This window comes from Betaproteobacteria bacterium (genome assembly GCA_016194905.1).
Lineage (GTDB): Bacteria > Pseudomonadota > Gammaproteobacteria > Burkholderiales > JACQAP01 > JACQAP01.
Genome location: JACQAP010000024.1, coordinates 14773 through 34711, shown reverse-complemented (window position 1 = coordinate 34711; position 19939 = coordinate 14773). Strand labels below are relative to the sequence as shown.

Genomic DNA, 19939 nt, shown 5'->3' with positions numbered 1-19939 from the left:
GATTTGCTCGATCGTCTCGAGCCTTGATTCGTTCATATCGATCACCATCGGTAGATGATCGATCCAAAATCCTTATTTCAGCCTCCTATGCCGTTGGAAATACGGACCCCGTTTCAGCCTCCTATGCCATTGGAAGAGGCTAGGGTTTGCGGCGCTTCCCCGGATGCGCTACTATTCGCGCCGCCCGGATTGGTTGCAACCAGTGTGCGACCTAGCGATAATCCGGACGACAAAAGCGTCACCTAAGTATCTAATGTTCCCTGATAGCTCAGTTGGTAGAGCGACGGACTGTTAATCCGCAGGTCCCTGGTTCGAGCCCAGGTCGGGGAGCCAACCTACTCAAGGCCTCCCATGAGATTCAGTGTCGATTTCCACGCCGAGTTGACCCGCATTTTTGTCGGCAAGTGCCCTACATTGGAGGACCCCAATCGCTTGGCTACACAGCGGAGTATGAATGCATAAGCGGGTCTGCCCGAAATGAAAAACAGGGTCAACTGGCAGTGAAAATCAACATGCGGTGCTGCGATTCAGCGCAGCTTACCGACTACGCCATTCATGATGCGATCGAACAGCGGCACTTCGTCCATGACAACAACCGCACCAAAGCTGAATAGACGCGCAAGCTCAGCTCGCGAACACTCCTTGACGGTTTTACCCAGGCGGTCAACGAAGAGGAAGCTGCTTTTGAGCGGACTGATGTAGGACAGCCTGGCCGGTCGACGCGTGTCATCGTCGCCTTTCTCGCGAAATTCCACCCAGGTTCCTTCCTTAAGGTTGTCAGCGAGTTCGGCGTCCTTCGCGTCGCCTTTGGCGCGAGCAGTGCCGGCCGCGCGCGCGTCCCCAAGTTCAATTTCTTTGACCTGGACCTCACCGCGACCAAACGGGTTCTTGATGGTGAGGGTCGTGGTGAAATCCAACGAATCCGAATCCGCCACTGGGGCTGCGGCGGGGGCGCGCGGCTTACCCGCCGTTTCCGGGATCGGCTGAACTGCTTTCTTGGGCACCGGCACGGGTTTTCCGGCGGGCGCGGCATCGGGTTTCGCCGGGATGTTCTCAACGCTGGCGTCCTGTGCCGCGGCGACTTCGCCTTCTCCACCCATGCTCATCGCTCCGGCATGGAGATTGTTCAGATCGGAGAAAAAGCGCGCGCAAACGGCATCTTCAACGCCGGCTATCTTCAGGCCGGCAGCCAGACGCTTGAGCAGTCCCGGCACTTCCGTGGCCATCTTGCTGCGCTCCTCAGGCGTATGCTTGGCCTGGACGCTCCAGATAAGCAGATCCATGGTAGCGAGCGAGTTCTTCCAGGCATGGCTGTGTTGGCCGCGCTTGACATGGACCACCAGCAGCAACTTGACCCATTGTTGCACGAGAAACTCGATCACCGGACGTGGCATCTCACCAGCCTGGATGCGAGCCTTGACCTCGAATTGGGCCATGGTTTTGGAGACGGCGAGGTTTTCCTTTTGTTCGATTTGCTTCGCGGCGGACCGCGTCTCCTCTTCGACGCGCTGATCCTCTTCGACGGTGAGAATCTGCAACCGCTCGCGCACGACGTCGAAAATCTCCATGCTGTCCTGGAAGCCGCTTATCAGTTCCTGGATGATTGCCTCCAGGCGCCCAAACAAGGGGTTGGAGGCGTTGAAGTCGGCAGGCAAGCGAATCGAAATTTCACCCAGGGTATCGAGCAACCGCCGGGCGGGATGGTTTTTCTGGGAGAAGAACGCCTTGTCCGCAATTGCGACCTTGAGCATCGGGATCTGCATCCGGCCGATGAGCCCCTTCACGGCAATGGGGATCTTGGGATCATCGAACAATTGATCGAACAACATGGCGACGATATCCAGCGTCATGACGTCCAACTGGTTCATGCCGGTGCCCAGACTGGTCGCCTTCAGTTCGTGAAGGACATTCGCCGTGCCCGGTTCGTCAACAGAGGCCACCAGTGGGACGCCACCGTCCGCCACGGCCTTGACGTCGCCGTGTTGGATGCGCGTGAGAAAATTCATCAATTCCGCGCCCTGGAGCACCACCAGTGGGGTCCCGTCCGCCCCGACTTCCGCACCACCAGAAGAGGGCATGCCCAGAGTGGGTGGAAACCCGGATAGTGCAGCTACACTTGGCGCGGGCGCGCCGGTTCCGCCGACGGCGCCCGGTTGAGTCATCGCCTTGAGGTTACTGGCGAGCAGGTTTTGCAGGACTGAGAAAAAGTCCGGCTCGCCACCCGGCACTCTGTCGGCAGCATGCGCGACGGCTCCGGGCAACTCCTCGCCCGCCCGCGCGTCAGGGGACGGCACCTTGCTGCCCTCCTGGCCGCGTGAGACACGGTATCGGATTTTGGGGAGGATCGAGTTTTGCACCAACAATGCATTCGCGGCCTTATAGACGGAGCGGATATCGTCGAGCACATGGTCGTCGAACAGCTTGAGGAAGACCATCCGTACCCTGACGTTCGAATCAACGTGGCGGCACGTAAGCTTGAATGCATCGCAGATCGCCTGCGGACTAAAGGGGTTATCTTCCGCCTCCAGGTTGGCGTCGCCGAGCAGCACACCCACTCGCTGATCGAGGGCGACGAGTTCCTCGTCGCAGTACAGACGCAACTTGGTTGCCATGTCGTTGAGCTTGAGCGTCTCCTTGAGATCATCTTCGCCCACCAGATCGAGCTCGAGTGAAGACAAGTCGAATTCGGAGAAACTCTGGCCCATTTTTTTTATCCGGTTGCTGCGTGCCTGGAACTCCCGCAGATAGTGCGCCCGGAACAGCTCCTCGATGGTTTTGCGCTGGGCAAGCGCCCTGTCCTTGGCCTCCAAATAGAGCGTTCGCTCGTCACCATCCTGGGTTTCATTGATAAGAGCCGAAATCGTGTCGTCCAGTTTGTCGAGCATGCCGGCCAACGCCTGAGCCAGACGCTCGCAAACCAAGTCACGACTTTGCGCCAGAAGGCTGTCGAACGGCATCGCCTGCTTCGCCGTAGCGGGTAGATCCGAATTGGTCATATGCGGCTCTTCTGAATATTGAGTGAATTATGCGGCATATGGGTCGATGCGGGAGAAGTCGAGTCTGTCGGCAGGATTAAGGGGCTTGGCTAAGCCAACTTCCGCAGTTGAGCGCTGGGCTTTATGGAAGATCAAAGGGTTGGGTTGCAAAGTCGGTCTGGCTCGATTAGCGTAGCCGCATTGCACCCACCTTCGGGTGGATATGCTCACACGGAACCGAACAAGCTGCTCAAACCGATCGCGCGTACAACGCGCTCCGGTTTAGCAGCGGCGTTAAGGAAGTTCCACAGTTTCTCGCCAGTGCCCAGATTCATCCTGTCCGGCACGCCAAAAAGGACGCAACCCAAAACACTCTGGCCGCTCCAATTTCGAAACGATGGAAACAGCTTGAAATTTCGCGACACAGGTCCAACCTGCAATTGATCGTCCCAGACTGAAGCGGGTGCACCCGGGTGTTATCATTACCCCGCGCGAGAAACCAGTTCAGCCATGTCCGTCACTATCAAGTCTCCGGAAGAAATCGAGAAAATGCGCGTCGCCGGCCGTCTCGCGGCGGAGGTGCTGGACTTCATCGGCCCACACGTCCGGCCCAACATCACCACCGACGAACTCGATGCGCTTTGCCATGACTACATGGTGAACGTGCAGCACACGGTACCGGCCCCGTTGAACTACGCGCCTCCGGGTTACCAACCCTATCCCAAGTCCATCTGTACCTCGGTCAACCATGTCGTCTGCCATGGCGTACCGGGAGCGAAGAAACTCAAACCGGGGGACGTCGTCAACATCGACATCACGGTGATCAAGGACGGCTTTCATGGCGACACCAGCCGCATGTTCTATGTCGGCGATCCGTCGATCCAGGCACGCAGGCTTGCGGAAATAACATACGAGTGCATGTGGCGCGGCATCCAGGTAGTCAAACACGGGGCCTATCTCGGCGACGTTGGCGAGGTCATTCAGACACACGCGGAAGAACACGGGTTCTCGATCGTGCGCGAATTCTGCGGCCATGGCATCGGCAGGAAATTCCACGAGGAACCACAGGTGCTCCACTACGGCCGCGCCGGAACCGGGATAAAGCTTCAGTCCGGAATGATTTTTACCGTCGAGCCGATGATCAACGCAGGCAAGGCCGGCATTCGTCAACTCGCGGACGGCTGGACCGTCGTCACCAAGGATCATTCGTTATCGGCGCAGTGGGAGCACACGGTGCTGGTAACGGACAGCGGATTCGAAGTGTTGACAGTGTCGTCCGGTGCGCCGCCACCACCGTCGTTCATTGCGTAGATGCCGTCCGCAACTGCCCCGCGCGTTGCGCGGACTACCGCACTTTCCTCAAACGTAAACGACTGGCGTCAATCACTCGCACAAGGGCGCGCGGCGCTGAAGGCGGCTTTCGGCGACAAGCCCGATGCGGCGAAAGCTTTGCAACGACAATGCGCGCTGGTGGACGAGGCGCTCAGGGCAATCTGGAGCGAAACCGGGCAATCAGACGAACCGGCTTTGATCGCGGTCGGCGGATATGGTCGCGGCCTGCTCTACCCTTATTCCGACGTCGACGTTTTGATACTGCTTCCCGACGAAGTCGGGAATAGCGCGCGCGCCAGCGTCGAAGCGCTGGTCGGCGTGCTCTGGGACATCGGTCTCGAAATCGGCCACAGCGTGCGCACGATCGCTGAGTGCCAGGACGAGGCGCGACGCGATGTAACCGTTCAGACCACATTGCTCGAGTCGAGACTCATTGCCGGCAATCGGAGACAGTACACGCGCTTCGCTAGTGCAATCATCAAAGACCTCGATGTCGCGTATTTCGCCGAGGCCAAGCTGCTCGAACAACAACAGCGACACACGCGCTTCAACGATACCGCCTATAACCTCGAGCCGAACATCAAGGAAAGCCCGGGTGGTCTGCGCGACCTGCAGAACATTCTCTGGATCGGCCGCGCCGCCGGTCTCGGAGACAGCTGGCTGGATCTCACGCGGCAGAAAATACTGACCCGAGAGGAAGCGCGACAGCTCAAGCGCCACGAAGCCACGCTCGCCGTGTTGCGCGTGCGCCTGCACTATCTGACCAACAGGCGCGAAGACCGCCTGTTGTTCGATTTCCAGGCCGCGCTCGCCAAGGAGTACGGACTGGCCGACACGCCGGCCCGCCGCGCCAGCGAGCAATTGATGCAACAGTTTTACACGACCGCAAAGGCCGTACAACTGCTCAATACCATCGTCTTGCAGAACCTGCGGCGGCGGATCTTTGCCGTATCCTCGGCGGAGCCTCGCGATCTGAACGATCGCTTCCGCATCAACGCGGAATTGCTCGAAGCCAGCCACGGTCTGTTCCAGCGCCAGCCAGCCGCGATTTTCGAAGCCTTCCTGCTGCTGCAGGACCATCCGGAACTCAAGGGCTTTGCCGTCCCGACGATGCGCGCCCTGTGGCACGCACGCGACCATATCGGCGCCGCGTTTCGCCGCAGCCCGGAGAATCGCGCGCTCTTCATGGAAATTCTGCGCCGCCCCACGGGCATCACTCACGCGCTGCGACGAATGAATCAGTATGGAGTGCTCGGCCGCTATATTCCTGCCTTCGGGCGCATCGTCGGGCGCATGCAGCACGACCTGTTTCATGTATACACGGTGGACGAACACATCCTCATGGTGGTACGCAATCTGCGCCGCTTCACAGTGCCGGAGATGGCGCATGAATATCCGCTGTGCAGCCGGCTGATTGCGGAATTCGAACGTATCGAATTGCTCTATCTCGCCGGGTTTTTCCACGACATCGCCAAAGGCCGCGGTGGCGATCATTCCAAACTCGGCATGGCCGATGCCGCCAGGTTTTGCCGCGCGCATGGCCTGTCGAAGGACGATACCGAACTCGTCACCTGGCTGGTCGAGCAACATCTGATGATGTCCGCCACCGCACAGAAGCAGGACTTGTCGGATCCGGACGTCATCCGGGCTTTCGCCGATAAGGTACGAAATGACCGGCGGTTGGTGGCGCTATATCTGCTCACTGTGGCGGACATCCGTGGCACCAGCCCGAAGGTCTGGAACGCCTGGAAGGCGAAACTGATCGAGGACCTGTTCCGTACCACGCGCAGGTTGCTCAATCCGGGCTCGGTTCCGGCGGAGAATACGCTGCAGGCCCGCCAGGAACGCGCCCTTGTCAAATTGCGCGCGTACGCGATTCCCGAAGATGCGCCCAGCAAGTTATGGGACAAGCTCGACGACAGCTATTTCCTGCGCCACGACGAGGAGGATATCGTCTGGCACACGCGGCTGCTGAATTATCGCGTCGACACTCCGGTGCCGATAGTGAAGGCGAGACTGTCGCCGATCGGCGAGGGATTGCAGGTGATGATCTATGCGCCGGACGAGAAATCCCTGTTCGCCCGCATATGCGGTTTTTTCCAGAGCATCAGTTTCAGCATCGTCGAGGCCAAGATCTACACCACCCGCCACGGCTATGCGCTGGACAGCTTTCAGGTCATGGATCCGGCGCGCGCCACGTCGCACTACCGCGACCTCATCAGCTACATCGAACATGAACTCGAGACACAGCTTCGAGCACACGGCGAATTGCCGGCACCATCCAAAGGCAGGCTGTCGCGCCAGGTGAAATACGTACCGATGACGCCGGAAGTTCATATCCGTCCGGATGAAAAAGGCGCGTACTACTACCTGAACGTCGTCGCGGGGGATCGCCCCGGCCTGCTATACCGGATTGCGCGGGTGCTCGACGATCACGGGATCAATCTCTACACGGCGAAAATCAATACCCTGGGAGAACGCGCCGAAGACACCTTCCTCGTCAGTGGCGACGCATTGCGCGATACCAAGAAAGTGGTGCGCCTGGAAACCGAACTGGTGCGGGAGCTGCAGCCCTAGCAAGTGCCATGGGGAAGTTTAGTCGTCCGCTATGTGCTGTCCGGGAAACAATTCCTCGTTGAATCCAAAATCGCGCAGGTCGCGAATGCGCATCGGGTAGAGAATGCCTAACAGGTGATCGGTCTCATGCTGGACCACGCGGGCATGAAATCCGGATACCGTGCGATCGATGGTATTGCCGTACTGGTCGAAACCGCGATAGCGCACCTGGCTGTAGCGCGGCACGACGCCACGCATGCCGGGCACTGACAGGCAACCTTCCCAGCCTTCTTCCATCTCCGCCCCTATCGGATCAAGCGTCGGATTGATCAGCACGGTATAGGGCACTTCCTCAGCGTCCGGATAGCGCGGGTTGGCGCCGACCCCGAAAATCACGACCTGCAGGCTCACCCCGATCTGAGGCGCGGCGATTCCGGCGCCATTTTTCGAACGCATGGTGTCGTCCATGTCCTGCAGCAGTGCATGCAGTTCCTGCGTGTCGAATTGCACCACCGGTTCAGCCCGCTTGAACAGGATGGGATCGCCCATCCTCAGCACCGGCTTAATCATCGTTTTCCACCAGTTTCTCGAGCAGCGAGCGCACTTTCACCATCGACGCCTTCAGCACGGCATTGATCTGATCGAGATGAATCGCCTCGCTGCTGTCGCCCCGACCCGCGGCGTGATTCACCACCACCGCGACGGCCGCGTAGGGCAATCCGATCTCTCTCGCCAGCACCGCTTCCGGCATGCCGGTCATGCCGACCATGTCGGCACCGTCGCGCTCCAGACGGTCGATTTCCGCAGCGCTTTCCAGCCGCGGCCCTTGCGTGGCCGCGTAGACGCCACGGCTCACGATCGCCTGCCCTGCCGCTGCCGCCGCCCTCAACAATCTGGCGCGCAGCTCTTCGCAGTAGGGATGCGTGAAATCGACATGCGTCACCGGTTGATCGGGACCCTCGAAAAAGGTGTGCTTGCGCCCCCACGTGTAGTCCAGCACCTGGTGCGGAATGGCGAGTGCACCGGGCGGGAGGTCGGAGCGAATCCCGCCGACCGAGGCGACCGATACGACCCGTCCGGCGCCTTCCGAATGCAGCGCCCAGATGTTGGCGCGATAGTTGACCTCGTGCGGCGGAATCGTATGACCGTATCCGTGGCGCGCGAGAAACACGACATCGCGCCGGTTCAACTTGCCGAACGTCAGTGCGCCCGAAGGATCGCCGAATGGCGTGCGCACCACCTGGCGGCGCGTGACTTCAAGATTGGAGAGCTGGGTCAGGCCGGTGCCACCTATGATTCCGAGCAATGCTTTTCTCCTCAGGACTTCAGCGCGTAGATCGCAGGCAGGTTGCGCCAGGTTTCATGGGCGTCCATGCCGAATCCGAACACGTATCGATTCGGGACGGTCAAGCCGACGAAGTCCGCCCGGATCGGTTTTTCCCGTCCGATGTCCTTGTCGGCGAACACCGCGCTGTGGAATGCGGCCGCACCTTCGCCGAGCATATGATCGCGGATCGCCGCCAGCGTGTTGCCTTCATCGAGAATGTCGTCGAGGACCAGCACCGTGCGTCCGCGGAAATCGACGTGCGGCTTCGTCTTCCACTGAATCTGGCCGCCTCGTGTCTTGCCATCGTAACGGGTCACGTGCAGGTAATCGAACTCCAGAGGAAAATGCAGCAACGGCAGCAGTTGTCCGGTGAACACCACCGCTCCCCCCATGACGGGCATGACCAGCGGATGGGCATCGGCAAGCTTCGCCGTGATGTCGATGGCCAGACGTCTGACCGCACGATTGACCGTATCCTCGTCATGTACAAGCTCGGCATCGCGCAGCATCTGCCAGGCTTGATCCCTAGTTAGCATCCGGTCCGATCCCTTTGCTCTCGGCATTCAGCGAATCGAGAAAACCGCGAAATTCATCACCGATCTCCGGGTGACGCATCGCATAGAGCACGTTCGCCTGCAGGTAGCCGAGCTTTGAACCGCAGTCGTAACGCACGCCCTGAAACTCGTACGCTAGCGCGCGCTGCTTGTTCAGCATCGAGGCTATGCCGTCCGTCAGTTGTATCTCCCCGCCTGTTCCTGGGTTGACCTTCTCGAGATGGTCGAAAATTTCCGGCTCGAGCAGATAGCGGCCAACCACCGCAAGCGTGGAAGGTGCGACCTCGGGTTTGGGCTTCTCGACGATGCCGGTAATTCGATGCATGCCGCGCTCTCCGGGCTCGGTCCTGACGATCCCGTAGCTCGACGTTTCTTCCCGCGCGACGGTCTGAACCGCGAGTACGGAGCAGCGCTCGCTGGCGTAGACGTCCACCATCTGCTTCATGACCGGAGGATCGCCGTCGATCAGATCGTCGGCCAGGATCACCGCGAAGGGTTCGTTACCGACCACCGGCCGCGCGCAAAGAATGGCGTGGCCCAGACCCAATGCTTCGGTCTGACGAACATAGATGCAGCTGACATTCTTAGGCAGGATGTCATGCACCTGCTCCAGCATCTTGTGTTTGTTGCGGGCGGCAAGCTCTGTCTCCAGTTCGTAGGCTTTGTCGAAATGATCCTCGATAGCGCGCTTGTTGCGGCCGGTAATGAAGACCATCTGCGTGATTCCGGCCGCGACCGCTTCCTCCACGGCATACTGGATCAGCGGCTTGTCCACAACCGGCAGCATTTCCTTCGGACTCGCTTTGGTGACGGGAAGAAAACGCGTCCCCATTCCGGCGACCGGAAAAACCGCTTTGGTGATTTTGTTCAATTTTTCTCCTTGCAGCTCCAGATTGACAGCACCGCAGGTTATTCAAGCAATTCTAACAACCCTCTTTCGTCCAGCACAGCGACACCCAGTTCCCGTGCTTTCTCCAGCTTCCCGCCGGCATCCGCGCCTGCTACGACATAGTCAGTTTTCTTCGATACGCTGCCCGCCACCTTTCCGCCTTTTGCTTCAATGCGTTCTTTTGCTTCTTCCCGAGTCAGATTCGGCAGCGTTCCGGTCAGCACGAAAGTCTTTGCTGATAGAGGCAGTTTCGCAGTCTGGTTGACTTCTGTCTCCGGCCAGTGCACACCGCCGGCGCGCATCTGTGCGATGATTTCATGATTGTGGGGCTCGCCGAAGAAATGAGCGATGCTCTGCGCCACGACCGGCCCCACGTCCGGCGCTTGTTGCAGTTCTGCTTCATCGGCCCGCATCAGCAACTCCAGCCTGCCGAAATGGCGCGCCAGGTCCTTGGCGGTCGTTTCGCCAACGTTGCGAATACCAAGCGCGAAAATAAAGCGGGGCAACGTCGTCTTTTTGCTTTTTTCGATCGCTTCGAGCACGTTCGTGGCCGACTTCTCGGCCATTCGCTCCAGATTCGAAAGCGTCTGCAAATCGAGCCGATAGAGATCCGCCGGCGTTTTCACCAGGTTCGCGTCAACCAGCTGATCGACCAACTTTTCACCCAGCCCTTCGATATCCATTGCGCGCCGTCCGGCAAAATGCAGCAACGCCTGTTTGCGCTGCGCCGGGCAGAACAAGCCCGCAGTGCAGCGGGTCACGGCCTCGCCTTCGAGTCGTTCGACGCGGGAACCGCAGACAGGGCACTTGTCCGGCATCACGAATTCACGAGCATCGGCCGGGCGCCGTTCCCTGACTACGCTCACCACCTCGGGAATGACATCGCCGGCGCGACGCACGACCACATGATCGCCTATTCGCACGTCTTTGCGCCTGACCTCATCTTCGTTGTGCAACGTGGCATTGGTAACCGTTACGCCGCCGACGAATACCGGCGCCAACCGCGCTACCGGGGTCAAGGCGCCGGTGCGCCCGACCTGCACGGTAACATCCAGCACCTGCGTGATTTCCTCCTGCGCCGGAAACTTGTGTGCCACCGCGAAGCGCGGGGCGCGCGATACGAAGCCGAGGCGGACCTGGCTGCGCAGATCGTTGACCTTGTATACCACGCCGTCGATTTCGAACGGCAACGCCGGACGTCGTTCGCCGATTGCGCGATAGTAGTGCAGCAAACCTTGCACGCCTTCGACGATATCGCGTTCGTGTGTCACGGGCAGATGCAGCAACTCCAGATAGTCGAGTTGGTGGCTGTGCGTGTCATCAGGTACATCCCTGGTCGATCCTACCCCATATGCAAAAAATGTCAGGCGCCGCGAGGCGGTAATGCGCGAATCGAGCTGGCGAAGCGCGCCTGCGGACGCGTTGCGCGGATTGGCGAACTCCTTTTCTCCCCGGTCGCGTTGTTCCTGGTTGAGTGTCTCGAAATCGCGCTTGAGCATCAGGACCTCGCCGCGGACCTCGAGCAGACGCGGCGGCTTTGCGCCCGCCAATCGCAGCGGAATGGCACGCACCGTACGCAAGTTTGCCGTTACGTCTTCGCCGGTATACCCGTCGCCGCGCGTGGCGCCCATTACGAACAATCCATCCTGGTAAGTCAGACTGATCGCCAGACCGTCGAATTTCGGCTCCACCGCATACTGGATCGGCCCATCGGCCTGCAGTGCCTCTCGCACGCGCCGATCGAAGGCCTCAACCTCGGTCTCGTCAAACGCATTGTTGAGCGACAGCATCGGCGTCGCATGAGTGACTTGTTTGAACGCCGCGAGAGGTGCAGCGCCGACGCGCCGGGTGGGGGAGTCGGACCCGGACAGTTCAGGATATTGCATTTCCAACGATTGCAATTCGCGGAACAGCCTGTCGTATTCCACATCCGGAATGGACGGAGAGTCCTTGACGTAATAGTTGAAGTTGGCGAGTTCGATTTCGTGTCGCAGCCGGGCGGCGCGAGCAGCTGTCTCGGACGGTACCGACATCAGGAGAACAGGCGTAACGCGAGCGGACTACCGGCCTCGATGCCGCGTTGTTCCATGGCTGTATAAATGGCTCGCAATTGCGTTCGAATCCGGGCGAGGCCGGAATCGTTCAGCAAAACGCGATTGTCATCGGCCAGCGTCCCGTCGAGCGAATCGGCAAAGCTGCGGCTCATCGCCACCATCCTGTCGAAGACGCGCAGACCGTTTGCGATCCGCGGCACGTCGAGCAGGAAGGTAATTCCCGGGGTGGTGATATTGCGGATGCGGTCGATCAGGAACGGCTCGGACTCCTGATTGTCGAGCGAGAACAATGCACCGCCCTGCTCATCGTGACAATGGAAGACCCCGCTTGACTGCAATTGCAGCCCGGCCGCCTCGGCGAGCGCACGGATCTTGGTGCCGTGGAATACCTGTCCCGTATTGGCGATGACGTTGATCCCGACCAGAACGTCGACATCGGCGCAGAATTCGTCCAGCGCAACGGCCTGCTCGAGCGCCGGCACGAAGTCCGGCAATTCGGCGATCGCCGCCATCTCGCTCGCCGCATTCCTTACCGCCTCGCCAAACTCCCGCAACTGCTGGTCATTGACAGGCCCGGACCGGTCCACGAGCTGGAGCGCGACACATACCGAGGTATAACGGGCATCATCCGGCGTCAGCGCCTCCCAGGACTTTGTTTGGTAATTGAGCCCGACGAAACTGATCCTGCGGCTCAAACCGGGCAGGTTCTGTTGCATCCTGACGAGTTTTTCCACGGCGATAAACTCAGCAGCCCGGATCTCGGCGATATAATCGATTTCCGCTTGAGGTACGCCTCCAACCGTAAATTTCGGAACACCGGCAGACGCCGGCATGGCGACTTCCGATGCAGTATCGAGGTGAGGCTCCATTCGAGGTTCCATACTCGGTTCGATGCGCGGCTCATCGAGCGAATGCTGCTGCGACGGTGCGGATGCCGTTGCGGAAACGGCCCGCATGACGGGATGGTTAAGGAGTACATCGTCGTGCCGGCCGGGAAACGCTTCCTCTCCGCGCTGCCGAAACTGACGTTCCTGCCACCAGTTGAACGCCACCACGGCGGCCACCACCAGCACTCCGAGCATCGCCAGGCCGATCTGCAAATCACTCATCGCTCTTCCCCTTGCGTCCGGGTGTGATGGCGCCGGATCAAGCCGCAGCCTCTTCGCGCATACGCAGCGCTTCTTCGACGTCAACCGCAACCACCCGCGAGACGCCCTGCTCCTGCATGGTGACTCCGATCAGTTGGCTAGCCATTTCCATGGTGATCTTGTTATGGGTGATGAACATGAACTGGGTGTTGGCGGACATTTTTTTCACCAGACCGCAGAATCGTTCGGTGTTGCTGTCGTCCAGTGGCGCATCGACTTCGTCCAGCAGGCAGAATGGCGCCGGATTGAGCTGGAACATCGAGAACACCAGCGACAAGGCGGTAAGCGCCTTTTCCCCGCCGGACAACAGATGAATCGATGCATTGCGCTTGCCCGGCGGGCGCGCGATCACCTGCACCCCGGCATCGAGAATCTCCTCGCCGGTCATCAGCAGCTTGGCCTCGCCGCCGCCGAACAACACCGGGAACATTTCCCCGAAATGTTTATTGACCGTATCGAACGTCTCCTGCAGGCGCTCACGGGTCTCGCGGTCGATCCTGCGAATCGCGGTCTCCAGGGTTCCCACCGCTTCGGTCAGATCCTGCGATTGGGAGTCCAGATAAGTCTTGCGCTCCCGGGCGGTCGACAGTTCGTCCAGCGCAGCCAGATTGACCGCGCCCAGAGCAGCCATGTCTTCGTTAAGCCGGTTGATCTCGCCCTGCAGCCTGCTGGCGCGCACGCCCTCCTCGAGCAACGGCAGCAGTTCTTCTTCATTGGCCTGCGCCTCCGCCAGCTGGCTGGCGTAGCTTTCTTCGGCCAGTCGCGCTTCCTGCTCCTTGAGCCGGAGTTCGTTGATGCGTTCGCGCGCCGGCGCGAGTTTTTGCTCGGAAATAAGACGCTCCTGTTCTGTCGCGCGCAATGTGTGCTCGGCGCCTTCCAGTTCCTCGCGCGTCTGCTTCAGCGCCTGTTCGCGTTCGCCGCGCAAGGCGAGCTGCTGCTGCAATTGTTCCTGCAATCCCGTCTCATCGGTTCGGGATACTTCCTGCGTCAGGGCTTCCGCATCGCTTTGCAACCGCGCAAGCGTCTGAGACAAGACTTGAAGAGAAGAATTTATATCTATGATCTTATTATTTATAGTCTTCTCTAGATAGAGCGCCTCCTGGTGTTGGCGCTCGGCCTGCTGTGCGAGGGTCCGGCTGGCCTGCAACGCCGATTCGGCTTCCGCGTGAGCCTGCCTCGCAGCCTCAACGCCGCCATGCATGGCCGCCTTGCCGGAGCGAAGCGCTTCCATTTGCCGCCCGGCTTCCTCTTGTTGCGCGGATTCGCGTGCGGATTCCGCATCGATTTCCGCAAGCTCGCGGACGATCTGCTCGCCGCGGGCTTTCAGTCGCTCGGCGAGCTGCGACAGCCGAACGTGGTCCAGTTTCAGCTGATGTCGGTTTTCCTGGAGATCCGATACCTGCCGCCGCAGGCGATCAGCCTCGTCCCTGCGCTCTTCAAATTCGATTTTCTGTGAAGACGCAGCTCGATTCAGCTCACCGAGCCGGGCATCCGACGCGGTATGCTCGGCGAACAAGGCTTCGATTTCGCGCTGGCGGGACAGGATGCCGTGAACCTCGGAATCGGCGGCATGAAAACTGACACTGGTCGACGTGAACACATGGCCCTGGGCACTGACCAGCATGGCGCCGGGCGGCAATTTTCCAGCGACTTCCATGCCCTGCTGCGGATGGGGCAGGACGTAGACTCGCGCCAGCCAGTCGGCGAGCACGCCCGCCAAACGCGCATCGGTGCAGGTCACGTAGTCGGTCAGCCGTTCCAGCCCGGATGGCGCGGGCTCATCGACCACCGAACCGGCAGTAACACGGTGGAAGGAAAGTTTGCCCGGCGGCGGCTCGGAGAGCCAACCGTGCGCCTGCCCCAGATCGGTCAGCCCGATGCTGTTCAGGCGTTCGCGCAGGACCGCTTCGAGGGCGTCTTCCCAACCTTCGCGAATGCGTATGCCCTGCCACAGATGCGCATTGCGGCGCAGATCGTTGCGATCCAGCCAGGGCTCCAGTTCGCCTGAGCGGCTGACCTGTTCCTGGAGCGACTGCAGAGCGGTCAGGCGCGCATCGAGCTGATGCAGCCGTTGCTGCGTCTGCTCCGCGGTTTCTTCAGCCGTCTGCAAAGAATGTTCGAGCTTCGGCAACGCCGCCTCGCATTGCTCGAAAGCATCGCGTTGGCCGGCAAGCTGATGGTCAAGCTCGCGGATCTCGGATTCCAGCCTGACCAGTTCACTGAGGTTCGGTACTTCCAGGCCGTCGCGCTCTTCCTCCAGCCTGGCACGACGCGACGCGAGCTGCAGCAGCAGTTTTTCGGTATGGCCTTTACGGGCATCTTCCAGGCGCAATTGCTGCTCCGCCTGCGTCAGGACCTCCTGCGCCTGTGCGAGCAGCGCCTGGGCGCTGCGGTGATTTTCATCCGCCACCGGCAACGCTTCACGAGCCTCTCGCAGCGCCTCCCCGAACACGGCGAGCTGCTCTGTGGCCCCGGCCAAAGCGCGGCTATTGTCTCCACGCGCCGCCTCCAGCGATTGCAGCCGATCGCGCTGTTCCGCTTCCTGCCCGCGCAAGGAATTGAGTTGTTGCTCCGCGCGGCTACGGCTGTTGCGCAGGTACTGGACCTGCTGTTCGATGCGGGCGATCTCCGCGTTGACTTCGTACAGCTTGCCTTGTGCCGCATGCACGTTGTCCGATGCGCCGTAATGCCTCGTGCGCAGTTCCTCCACCCGTTTTTCCGCGTCGCGCAGCCGCGCCATTTCTGCTTCCAGCTCGATGCCCAATGCCTCGACGTCGCGGCCGATCTTCGCGCGTTGTGCCTGCGCATCGCGCTTGCGCAACGTCCACAACAACTGCTGGGTACGCTTGAGACTGGCTTCGAAGCCGCGGTATTTGCCGGCCTTCTCGGCTTGCGATTCCAGGTGCTCGAGCTGCTTGCCGAGCTCCTGGCGGATGTCGTCGACACGCAGCAGGTTTTCGCGGGTATCCTCCAGCCTCAACTCGGTTTCACGGCGACGCTCGCGATACTTCGATACGCCGGCTGCCTCTTCGAGAAAGCTGCGCAGGTCTTCCGGTTTCGCCTCGATGATGCGCGAAATCATGCCTTGCTCGATGATGGCGTAGCCGCGCCCGCCCAGGCCGGTGCCCAAAAAGATATCGGCGACGTCGCGGCGGCGCACATGCAGGTTGTTGAGAAAATAGGACGATTCGCCGTCGCGCTCGAGCACGCGCTTGACCGAGATCTCCGCGTACGCCGACCAGGTCCCGGCTGCCTTGCCGAGGCTGTTGTCGAATACCAGCTCGACGCTGGCACGGCCGACCGGCTTGCGATCGCCCGAGCCATTGAAAATGACGTCCTGCATGTTTTCGCCGCGCAACTGCTTGGCTGAGGATTCGCCCAGCACCCAGCGTATTGCGTCGATTACGTTCGATTTGCCGCAGCCGTTGGGGCCGACCACCCCGACCAGTTGGCCAGGCACCGGGATGTGGGTGGGGTCAACGAAGGACTTGAAACCAGCGAGCTTGATGTGGGTGAGTCGCAATTTGTGCAGCTTTATAAAGGCTTATAATTTCAGCGGATGTCCATAAAACAAGCGCCTGGGGCCCTTAGCCTAAGGACCAGGCGCACGTTATTTCGTCGAGCATTTTAACAATGGAATGGCCTTCAGAGAATGCCGAGCAAGCCCTCTTTATCACTCGACACGTTTTCCAATCCAAGCCCCGGCCGGGATTATCTGATTCATATGGAAATTCCCGAGTTCACCTGCCTCTGTCCAAAAACCGGCCAACCGGATTTCGCCACGCTGCTCCTCGATTACATCCCCGACAAACAGTGCGTGGAGTTGAAGAGCCTGAAGCTTTACGTGTGGTCGTATCGAAATCAGGGGGCATTCCATGAAGCGGTGACCAACCGCATGCTGGACGATCTGGTCGCGGCCACCCAGCCCCGCTTCATGCGGCTCACTGCGCGCTTTTACGTGCGCGGTGGCATCTTCACAACCGTATCGGCCGAGCACAGCAAGAAGGGCTGGACACCAGCGTCGCAAATCGACCTCGCGCAGTTCGAACCCCAATCAGCCATGCGCTGACGCTTCCAGCCGCCCGGAACACAGGGCGGCGACCACCAGCATGGCACCCCCGAGCCAGTCACGCCAGCCGATTTGCTCGAAAGCGAGGAAATAGGACGAGGCAACGGCAAATACCAGTTCCGACAGCATGATGACGATTGCCCGGTTCGCCGTCGTACGCGCAAGTCCGAACTGAACCACCAGATTTACGCAGAACAGGATCACCGCGACAAGTCCCACCAGCAACCAGGTCCGTGCATCCATGGCCGCCAATGCCTGCATGGGATGCTCCGTCAGAATCGACACCGGCAAGGCGACCAGTGTTACGCCGGCCCAGACCGAGCCGGCTTTGATTGCCTCGTCGATTTCTCTGGCCTTGCGGCTCAATACGTTCGCCAGGGCGAAAGTCATTCCCGCGGCGACTCCAAGCCATTCTGCAGCCGTGTAGGGCAAAGGCCAACGTCCGCCTGGGTGTGCCATAACATCACGATTGCGCCCGCCAGCGAGAGCGCAATGACCACATATCCAGCCGGGCCCGCTCTTTCTCCAAGCAGCAGTCGCGAAAATATCAGTGTCCACAGCGGCGCGAGATAGAACAGCAGCATGACCCTGACGACTTCGCCATGAATCATGGCGAGCACATACCCGAGGTTGCAAAAACCGGCCGCAAAGGCCATCGCCACGAGCAGCCCGGGCGATTTGCGCAACTGCGCCCTCCTGCTCCGGAACAGGAGCAGGGCCGGCAGCAGCGCAATGAAATAGGTCAAAAACGAGGCCAGCGCACCGCCGACCCCGGCTGTCTGCAACACGCGGTAGGGATACCAGATCAATCCCCATACCAATGCCCCGGTCAGCAGGCACGAGACCACCGCTACGTTATTCTTCTTGGCTGTCACGCCCGCCCTTATAATTCGACCGCCCGTCCCAGACGAAGCAGTTCATTGCATCGATAATGGATCCGAACCTCTCGAGACTTCAGCCTTATCCGTTCCAGAAGCTGGCGACACTGCTTGCGGGTGTCACGCCGGACCCCTCGCTGCGTCCGATCAGCCTGTCGATCGGTGAGCCGAAGCACGCGACGCCGCAGTTCATCCGCGATGAGCTGATCGACCAGATCGGCGGATTGTCCGGTTATCCGGCCACCGCTGGAAGCGAAGCATTGCGCAACGCCATGGCCGGCTGGATCGAACGGCGTTACCGGATCGCCAAGATCGATCCCGTCAGGCAGGTATTGCCTGTCAATGGCAGCCGCGAGGCCTTGTTCGCGTTCGCCCAGGCGGTCGTCGATGGTTCGCGCGAGCGGCCCGCGGTAGTGGCGCCGAATCCGTTTTACCAGATCTACGAGGGCGCGATCATCCTCGCCGGGGCGGAACCGCACTTCCTCAACCTGCTGCCAGACAATGGATTCGCCCTCGATCTGCAACAGCTCCCGGAAGAAGTCTGGAGCCGGACCCAGTTGATCTATGTCTGCTCTCCCGGCAATCCCACCGGCAACGTCATGACGCTGGACGAGTGGCAGGCGCTTTTCGAACTTTCCGACCGCCACGGTTTCACCATCGCTTCGGACGAGTGCTACTCGGAGATTTACTTCAACGAGAACCGGCCGCCGCTCGGCGGGCTGGAGGCGGCACAGCGCCTGGGTCGCGGCGATTTTCGCAGGCTGGTCGTATTCAGCAGCCTATCGAAGCGCTCCAATGTGCCCGGCATGCGCTCCGGATTCGTCGCCGGAGACGTGGATATTCTCGCCAAATTCCTGCTGTATCGCACCTATCACGGCTGCGCGATGAATCCGGCGGTCCAGGCCGCCAGCGCCGCGGCGTGGAGCGATGAAAGACACGTCGTGGAAAACCGCCGGCTTTATCGGGAAAAATTCGAAAAGACGCTTGCCATCCTGTCACCCGTGATCGAGGTCGAAATGCCGGAAGCCGCTTTCTATCTCTGGCTGCGCACGCCGATCGCCGATACGGAGTTCACTAAACAGTTGTTCGAGCAATATAATGTCGCCGTCGTGCCCGGCAGTTATCTGGCACGGGAAGCGCATGGCATCAATCCGGGCCGGAATTTCATCCGGGTCGCGCTGGTTGCGCCGGTCGAGGAATGCCTCGAAGCGGCACAGCGACTGAAAGCGTTTTACTCTCAATTCGCAAAAGGGAAGAACAAGAATGACGGATTTGCAGTCAGTCATCGACAAGGCGTTTGAAAACCGCGCCGGCATTTCACCGAAAACCGCCGAACCCGCGCTCAAGGAAGCGGTTGCGGAGGTCATCACGCAACTGGATTCCGGCAAGCTGCGCGTGGCGGAAAGATCCGGCAAGGATTGGGTGACCCACCAGTGGCTCAAGAAGGCTGTGTTGCTGTCGTTTCGTCTGGAAGACAACGAAGTCGTGCGCGACGGTTACACCAATTATTTCGACAAGGTGCCGGCCAAGTTCGCGGACTACGGCAGCGCCGATTTCCGGGCTGGCGGCTTTCGCGTGGTACCGAATGCTGTCGTGCGTCGCGGCTCGTTCATCGCCAAGAACGTGGTGCTCATGCCCTCGTTCGTCAACATAGGCGCATACGTCGATGAAAGCACCATGGTCGATACCTGGGCCACGGTCGGTTCTTGTGCGCAGATCGGCAAGAATGTGCACCTTTCCGGCGGGGTCGGCATCGGCGGCGTGTTGGAGCCCGTACAGGCGAATCCGACCATCATCGAGGACGATTGCTTCATCGGCGCGCGTTCGGAGGTGGTCGAAGGCGTCGTGGTCGGCGAAGGTTCGGTCATTTCAATGGGTGTCTACGTCGGTCAAAGCACGCGAATCTACAACCGTGAAACCGGCGAGGTCCTCTACGGCAGAATTCCGCCGGGATCGGTCGTCGTCTCGGGGACTCTGCCCTCCCCGGACGGCAAGTACAGCCTTTATTGCGCGGTGATCGTCAAGCAGGTTGACGCCAAGACCCGCGCCAAGACGAGTATCAATGAACTGCTGCGCGGCATCTGATCGCGGCGGTTCGGCGATCCTGCAACATCATTTCGACTTGATTCAGTTCAATCACGAGTCAGCGAGGCCAAT

At 60.1% G+C, this 19939-nt stretch carries 13 protein-coding genes, 1 tRNA gene and 1 pseudogene; 6 read left to right on the top strand and 9 right to left on the bottom strand.

Annotated elements, in window-relative coordinates; genetic code table 11:
- Window positions 1–257 precede the first annotated feature (257 nt).
- Window positions 258–333, top strand: a tRNA-Asn gene (locus HY067_16925).
- 194 nt (window positions 334–527) lie between these two features.
- On the opposite strand, the gene HY067_16920 is transcribed toward HY067_16925, so the two are convergent.
- Entirely contained in the window at window positions 528–2957 is a 2430-nt protein-coding gene (locus HY067_16920; GenBank protein MBI3529635.1) for a DUF1631 domain-containing protein, read from the bottom strand.
- A 528-nt stretch (window positions 2958–3485) separates the two neighbouring features.
- Here HY067_16920 and map point away from each other — a divergent pair.
- Both map and HY067_16910 read left to right on the top strand, forming a co-directional pair.
- Window positions 3486–4286, top strand: coding sequence for a type I methionyl aminopeptidase (gene map / locus HY067_16915; protein MBI3529634.1), 801 nt, complete (start codon window positions 3486–3488; stop codon window positions 4284–4286).
- Entirely contained in the window at window positions 4287–6884 is a 2598-nt protein-coding gene (locus tag HY067_16910; GenBank protein ID MBI3529633.1) for a [protein-PII] uridylyltransferase, read from the top strand.
- An 18-nt stretch (window positions 6885–6902) separates the two neighbouring features.
- Here HY067_16910 and HY067_16905 read toward each other — a convergent pair whose 3' ends face one another.
- The 7 genes from HY067_16905 to smc are packed head-to-tail and all read right to left on the bottom strand — an operon-like array spanning window position 6903 to window position 16358.
- Window positions 6903–7433: a peptide deformylase gene (locus tag HY067_16905; GenBank protein MBI3529632.1), complete on the bottom strand. Its 531-nt coding sequence runs from the start codon at window positions 7431–7433 to the stop codon at window positions 6903–6905.
- Window positions 7426–8169, bottom strand: a complete 744-nt coding sequence (locus HY067_16900; protein ID MBI3529631.1) for an S-methyl-5'-thioinosine phosphorylase — start codon at window positions 8167–8169, stop codon at window positions 7426–7428. Before HY067_16900 ends, HY067_16905 begins: the two co-directional genes overlap by 8 nt.
- A gap of 11 nt (window positions 8170–8180) precedes the next feature.
- Window positions 8181–8726, bottom strand: coding sequence for a hypoxanthine-guanine phosphoribosyltransferase (locus HY067_16895; protein ID MBI3529630.1), 546 nt, complete (start codon window positions 8724–8726; stop codon window positions 8181–8183).
- Window positions 8716–9615 carry a UTP--glucose-1-phosphate uridylyltransferase GalU gene (gene galU, locus HY067_16890; protein MBI3529629.1) on the bottom strand — a complete coding sequence of 300 codons (900 nt, stop codon included), beginning with the start codon at window positions 9613–9615 and terminating at the stop codon, window positions 8716–8718. The genes HY067_16895 and galU overlap by 11 nt, the downstream gene beginning before the upstream one ends.
- A gap of 38 nt (window positions 9616–9653) precedes the next feature.
- The gene (ligA, locus tag HY067_16885) at window positions 9654–11666 is read right to left on the bottom strand and encodes an NAD-dependent DNA ligase LigA (GenBank protein ID MBI3529628.1); all 2013 of its coding nucleotides are present in this window, start codon (window positions 11664–11666) and stop codon (window positions 9654–9656) included.
- A complete protein-coding gene (locus HY067_16880; protein ID MBI3529627.1) occupies window positions 11666–12787 on the bottom strand; it encodes a cell division protein ZipA C-terminal FtsZ-binding domain-containing protein in 1122 nt (373 codons plus the stop codon). The genes ligA and HY067_16880 overlap by 1 nt, the downstream gene beginning before the upstream one ends.
- A gap of 46 nt (window positions 12788–12833) precedes the next feature.
- A complete protein-coding gene (gene smc, locus HY067_16875; protein MBI3529626.1) occupies window positions 12834–16358 on the bottom strand; it encodes a chromosome segregation protein SMC in 3525 nt (1174 codons plus the stop codon).
- Between the two features lie 129 nt (window positions 16359–16487).
- Here smc and queF point away from each other — a divergent pair, with 129 nt between their 5' ends.
- On the top strand, window positions 16488–16904 hold the full coding sequence (gene queF / locus HY067_16870) for an NADPH-dependent 7-cyano-7-deazaguanine reductase QueF (protein ID MBI3529625.1): 417 nt from the start codon (window positions 16488–16490) through the stop codon (window positions 16902–16904).
- Here queF and HY067_16865 read toward each other — a convergent pair.
- Window positions 16890–17794: pseudogene (locus HY067_16865) on the bottom strand (DMT family transporter). The gene queF and the pseudogene HY067_16865 overlap by 15 nt on opposite strands.
- 41 nt (window positions 17795–17835) lie before the next feature.
- Between HY067_16865 and HY067_16860 the strand changes: the two are divergent.
- Both HY067_16860 and dapD read left to right on the top strand, forming a co-directional pair.
- Complete coding sequence (locus HY067_16860) at window positions 17836–19083, top strand: succinyldiaminopimelate transaminase (protein ID MBI3529624.1); 1248 nt, start codon at window positions 17836–17838, stop codon at window positions 19081–19083.
- Entirely contained in the window at window positions 19046–19867 is an 822-nt protein-coding gene (dapD, locus tag HY067_16855) for a 2,3,4,5-tetrahydropyridine-2,6-dicarboxylate N-succinyltransferase (protein MBI3529623.1), read from the top strand. Before HY067_16860 ends, dapD begins: the two co-directional genes overlap by 38 nt.
- Window positions 19868–19939: the final 72 nt, after the last annotated feature.

Bases quoted from the DNA above. Each gene is read 5' to 3' on its own strand.
- HY067_16920 (MBI3529635.1), bottom strand. From the start codon at position 2,957: ATGCCGTTCGACAGCCTTCTGGCGCAAAGTCGTGACTTGGTTTGCGAG.
- map (MBI3529634.1), top strand. From the start codon at position 3,486: ATGTCCGTCACTATCAAGTCTCCGGAAGAAATCGAGAAAATGCGCGTC.
- HY067_16910 (MBI3529633.1), top strand. From the start codon at position 4,287: ATGCCGTCCGCAACTGCCCCGCGCGTTGCGCGGACTACCGCACTTTCC.
- HY067_16905 (MBI3529632.1), bottom strand. From the start codon at position 7,433: ATGATTAAGCCGGTGCTGAGGATGGGCGATCCCATCCTGTTCAAGCGG.
- HY067_16895 (MBI3529630.1), bottom strand. From the start codon at position 8,726: ATGCTAACTAGGGATCAAGCCTGGCAGATGCTGCGCGATGCCGAGCTT.
- ligA (MBI3529628.1), bottom strand. From the start codon at position 11,666: ATGTCGGTACCGTCCGAGACAGCTGCTCGCGCCGCCCGGCTGCGACAC.
- queF (MBI3529625.1), top strand. From the start codon at position 16,488: ATGCCGAGCAAGCCCTCTTTATCACTCGACACGTTTTCCAATCCAAGC.
- HY067_16860 (MBI3529624.1), top strand. From the start codon at position 17,836: ATGGATCCGAACCTCTCGAGACTTCAGCCTTATCCGTTCCAGAAGCTG.
- dapD (MBI3529623.1), top strand. From the start codon at position 19,046: ATGACGGATTTGCAGTCAGTCATCGACAAGGCGTTTGAAAACCGCGCC.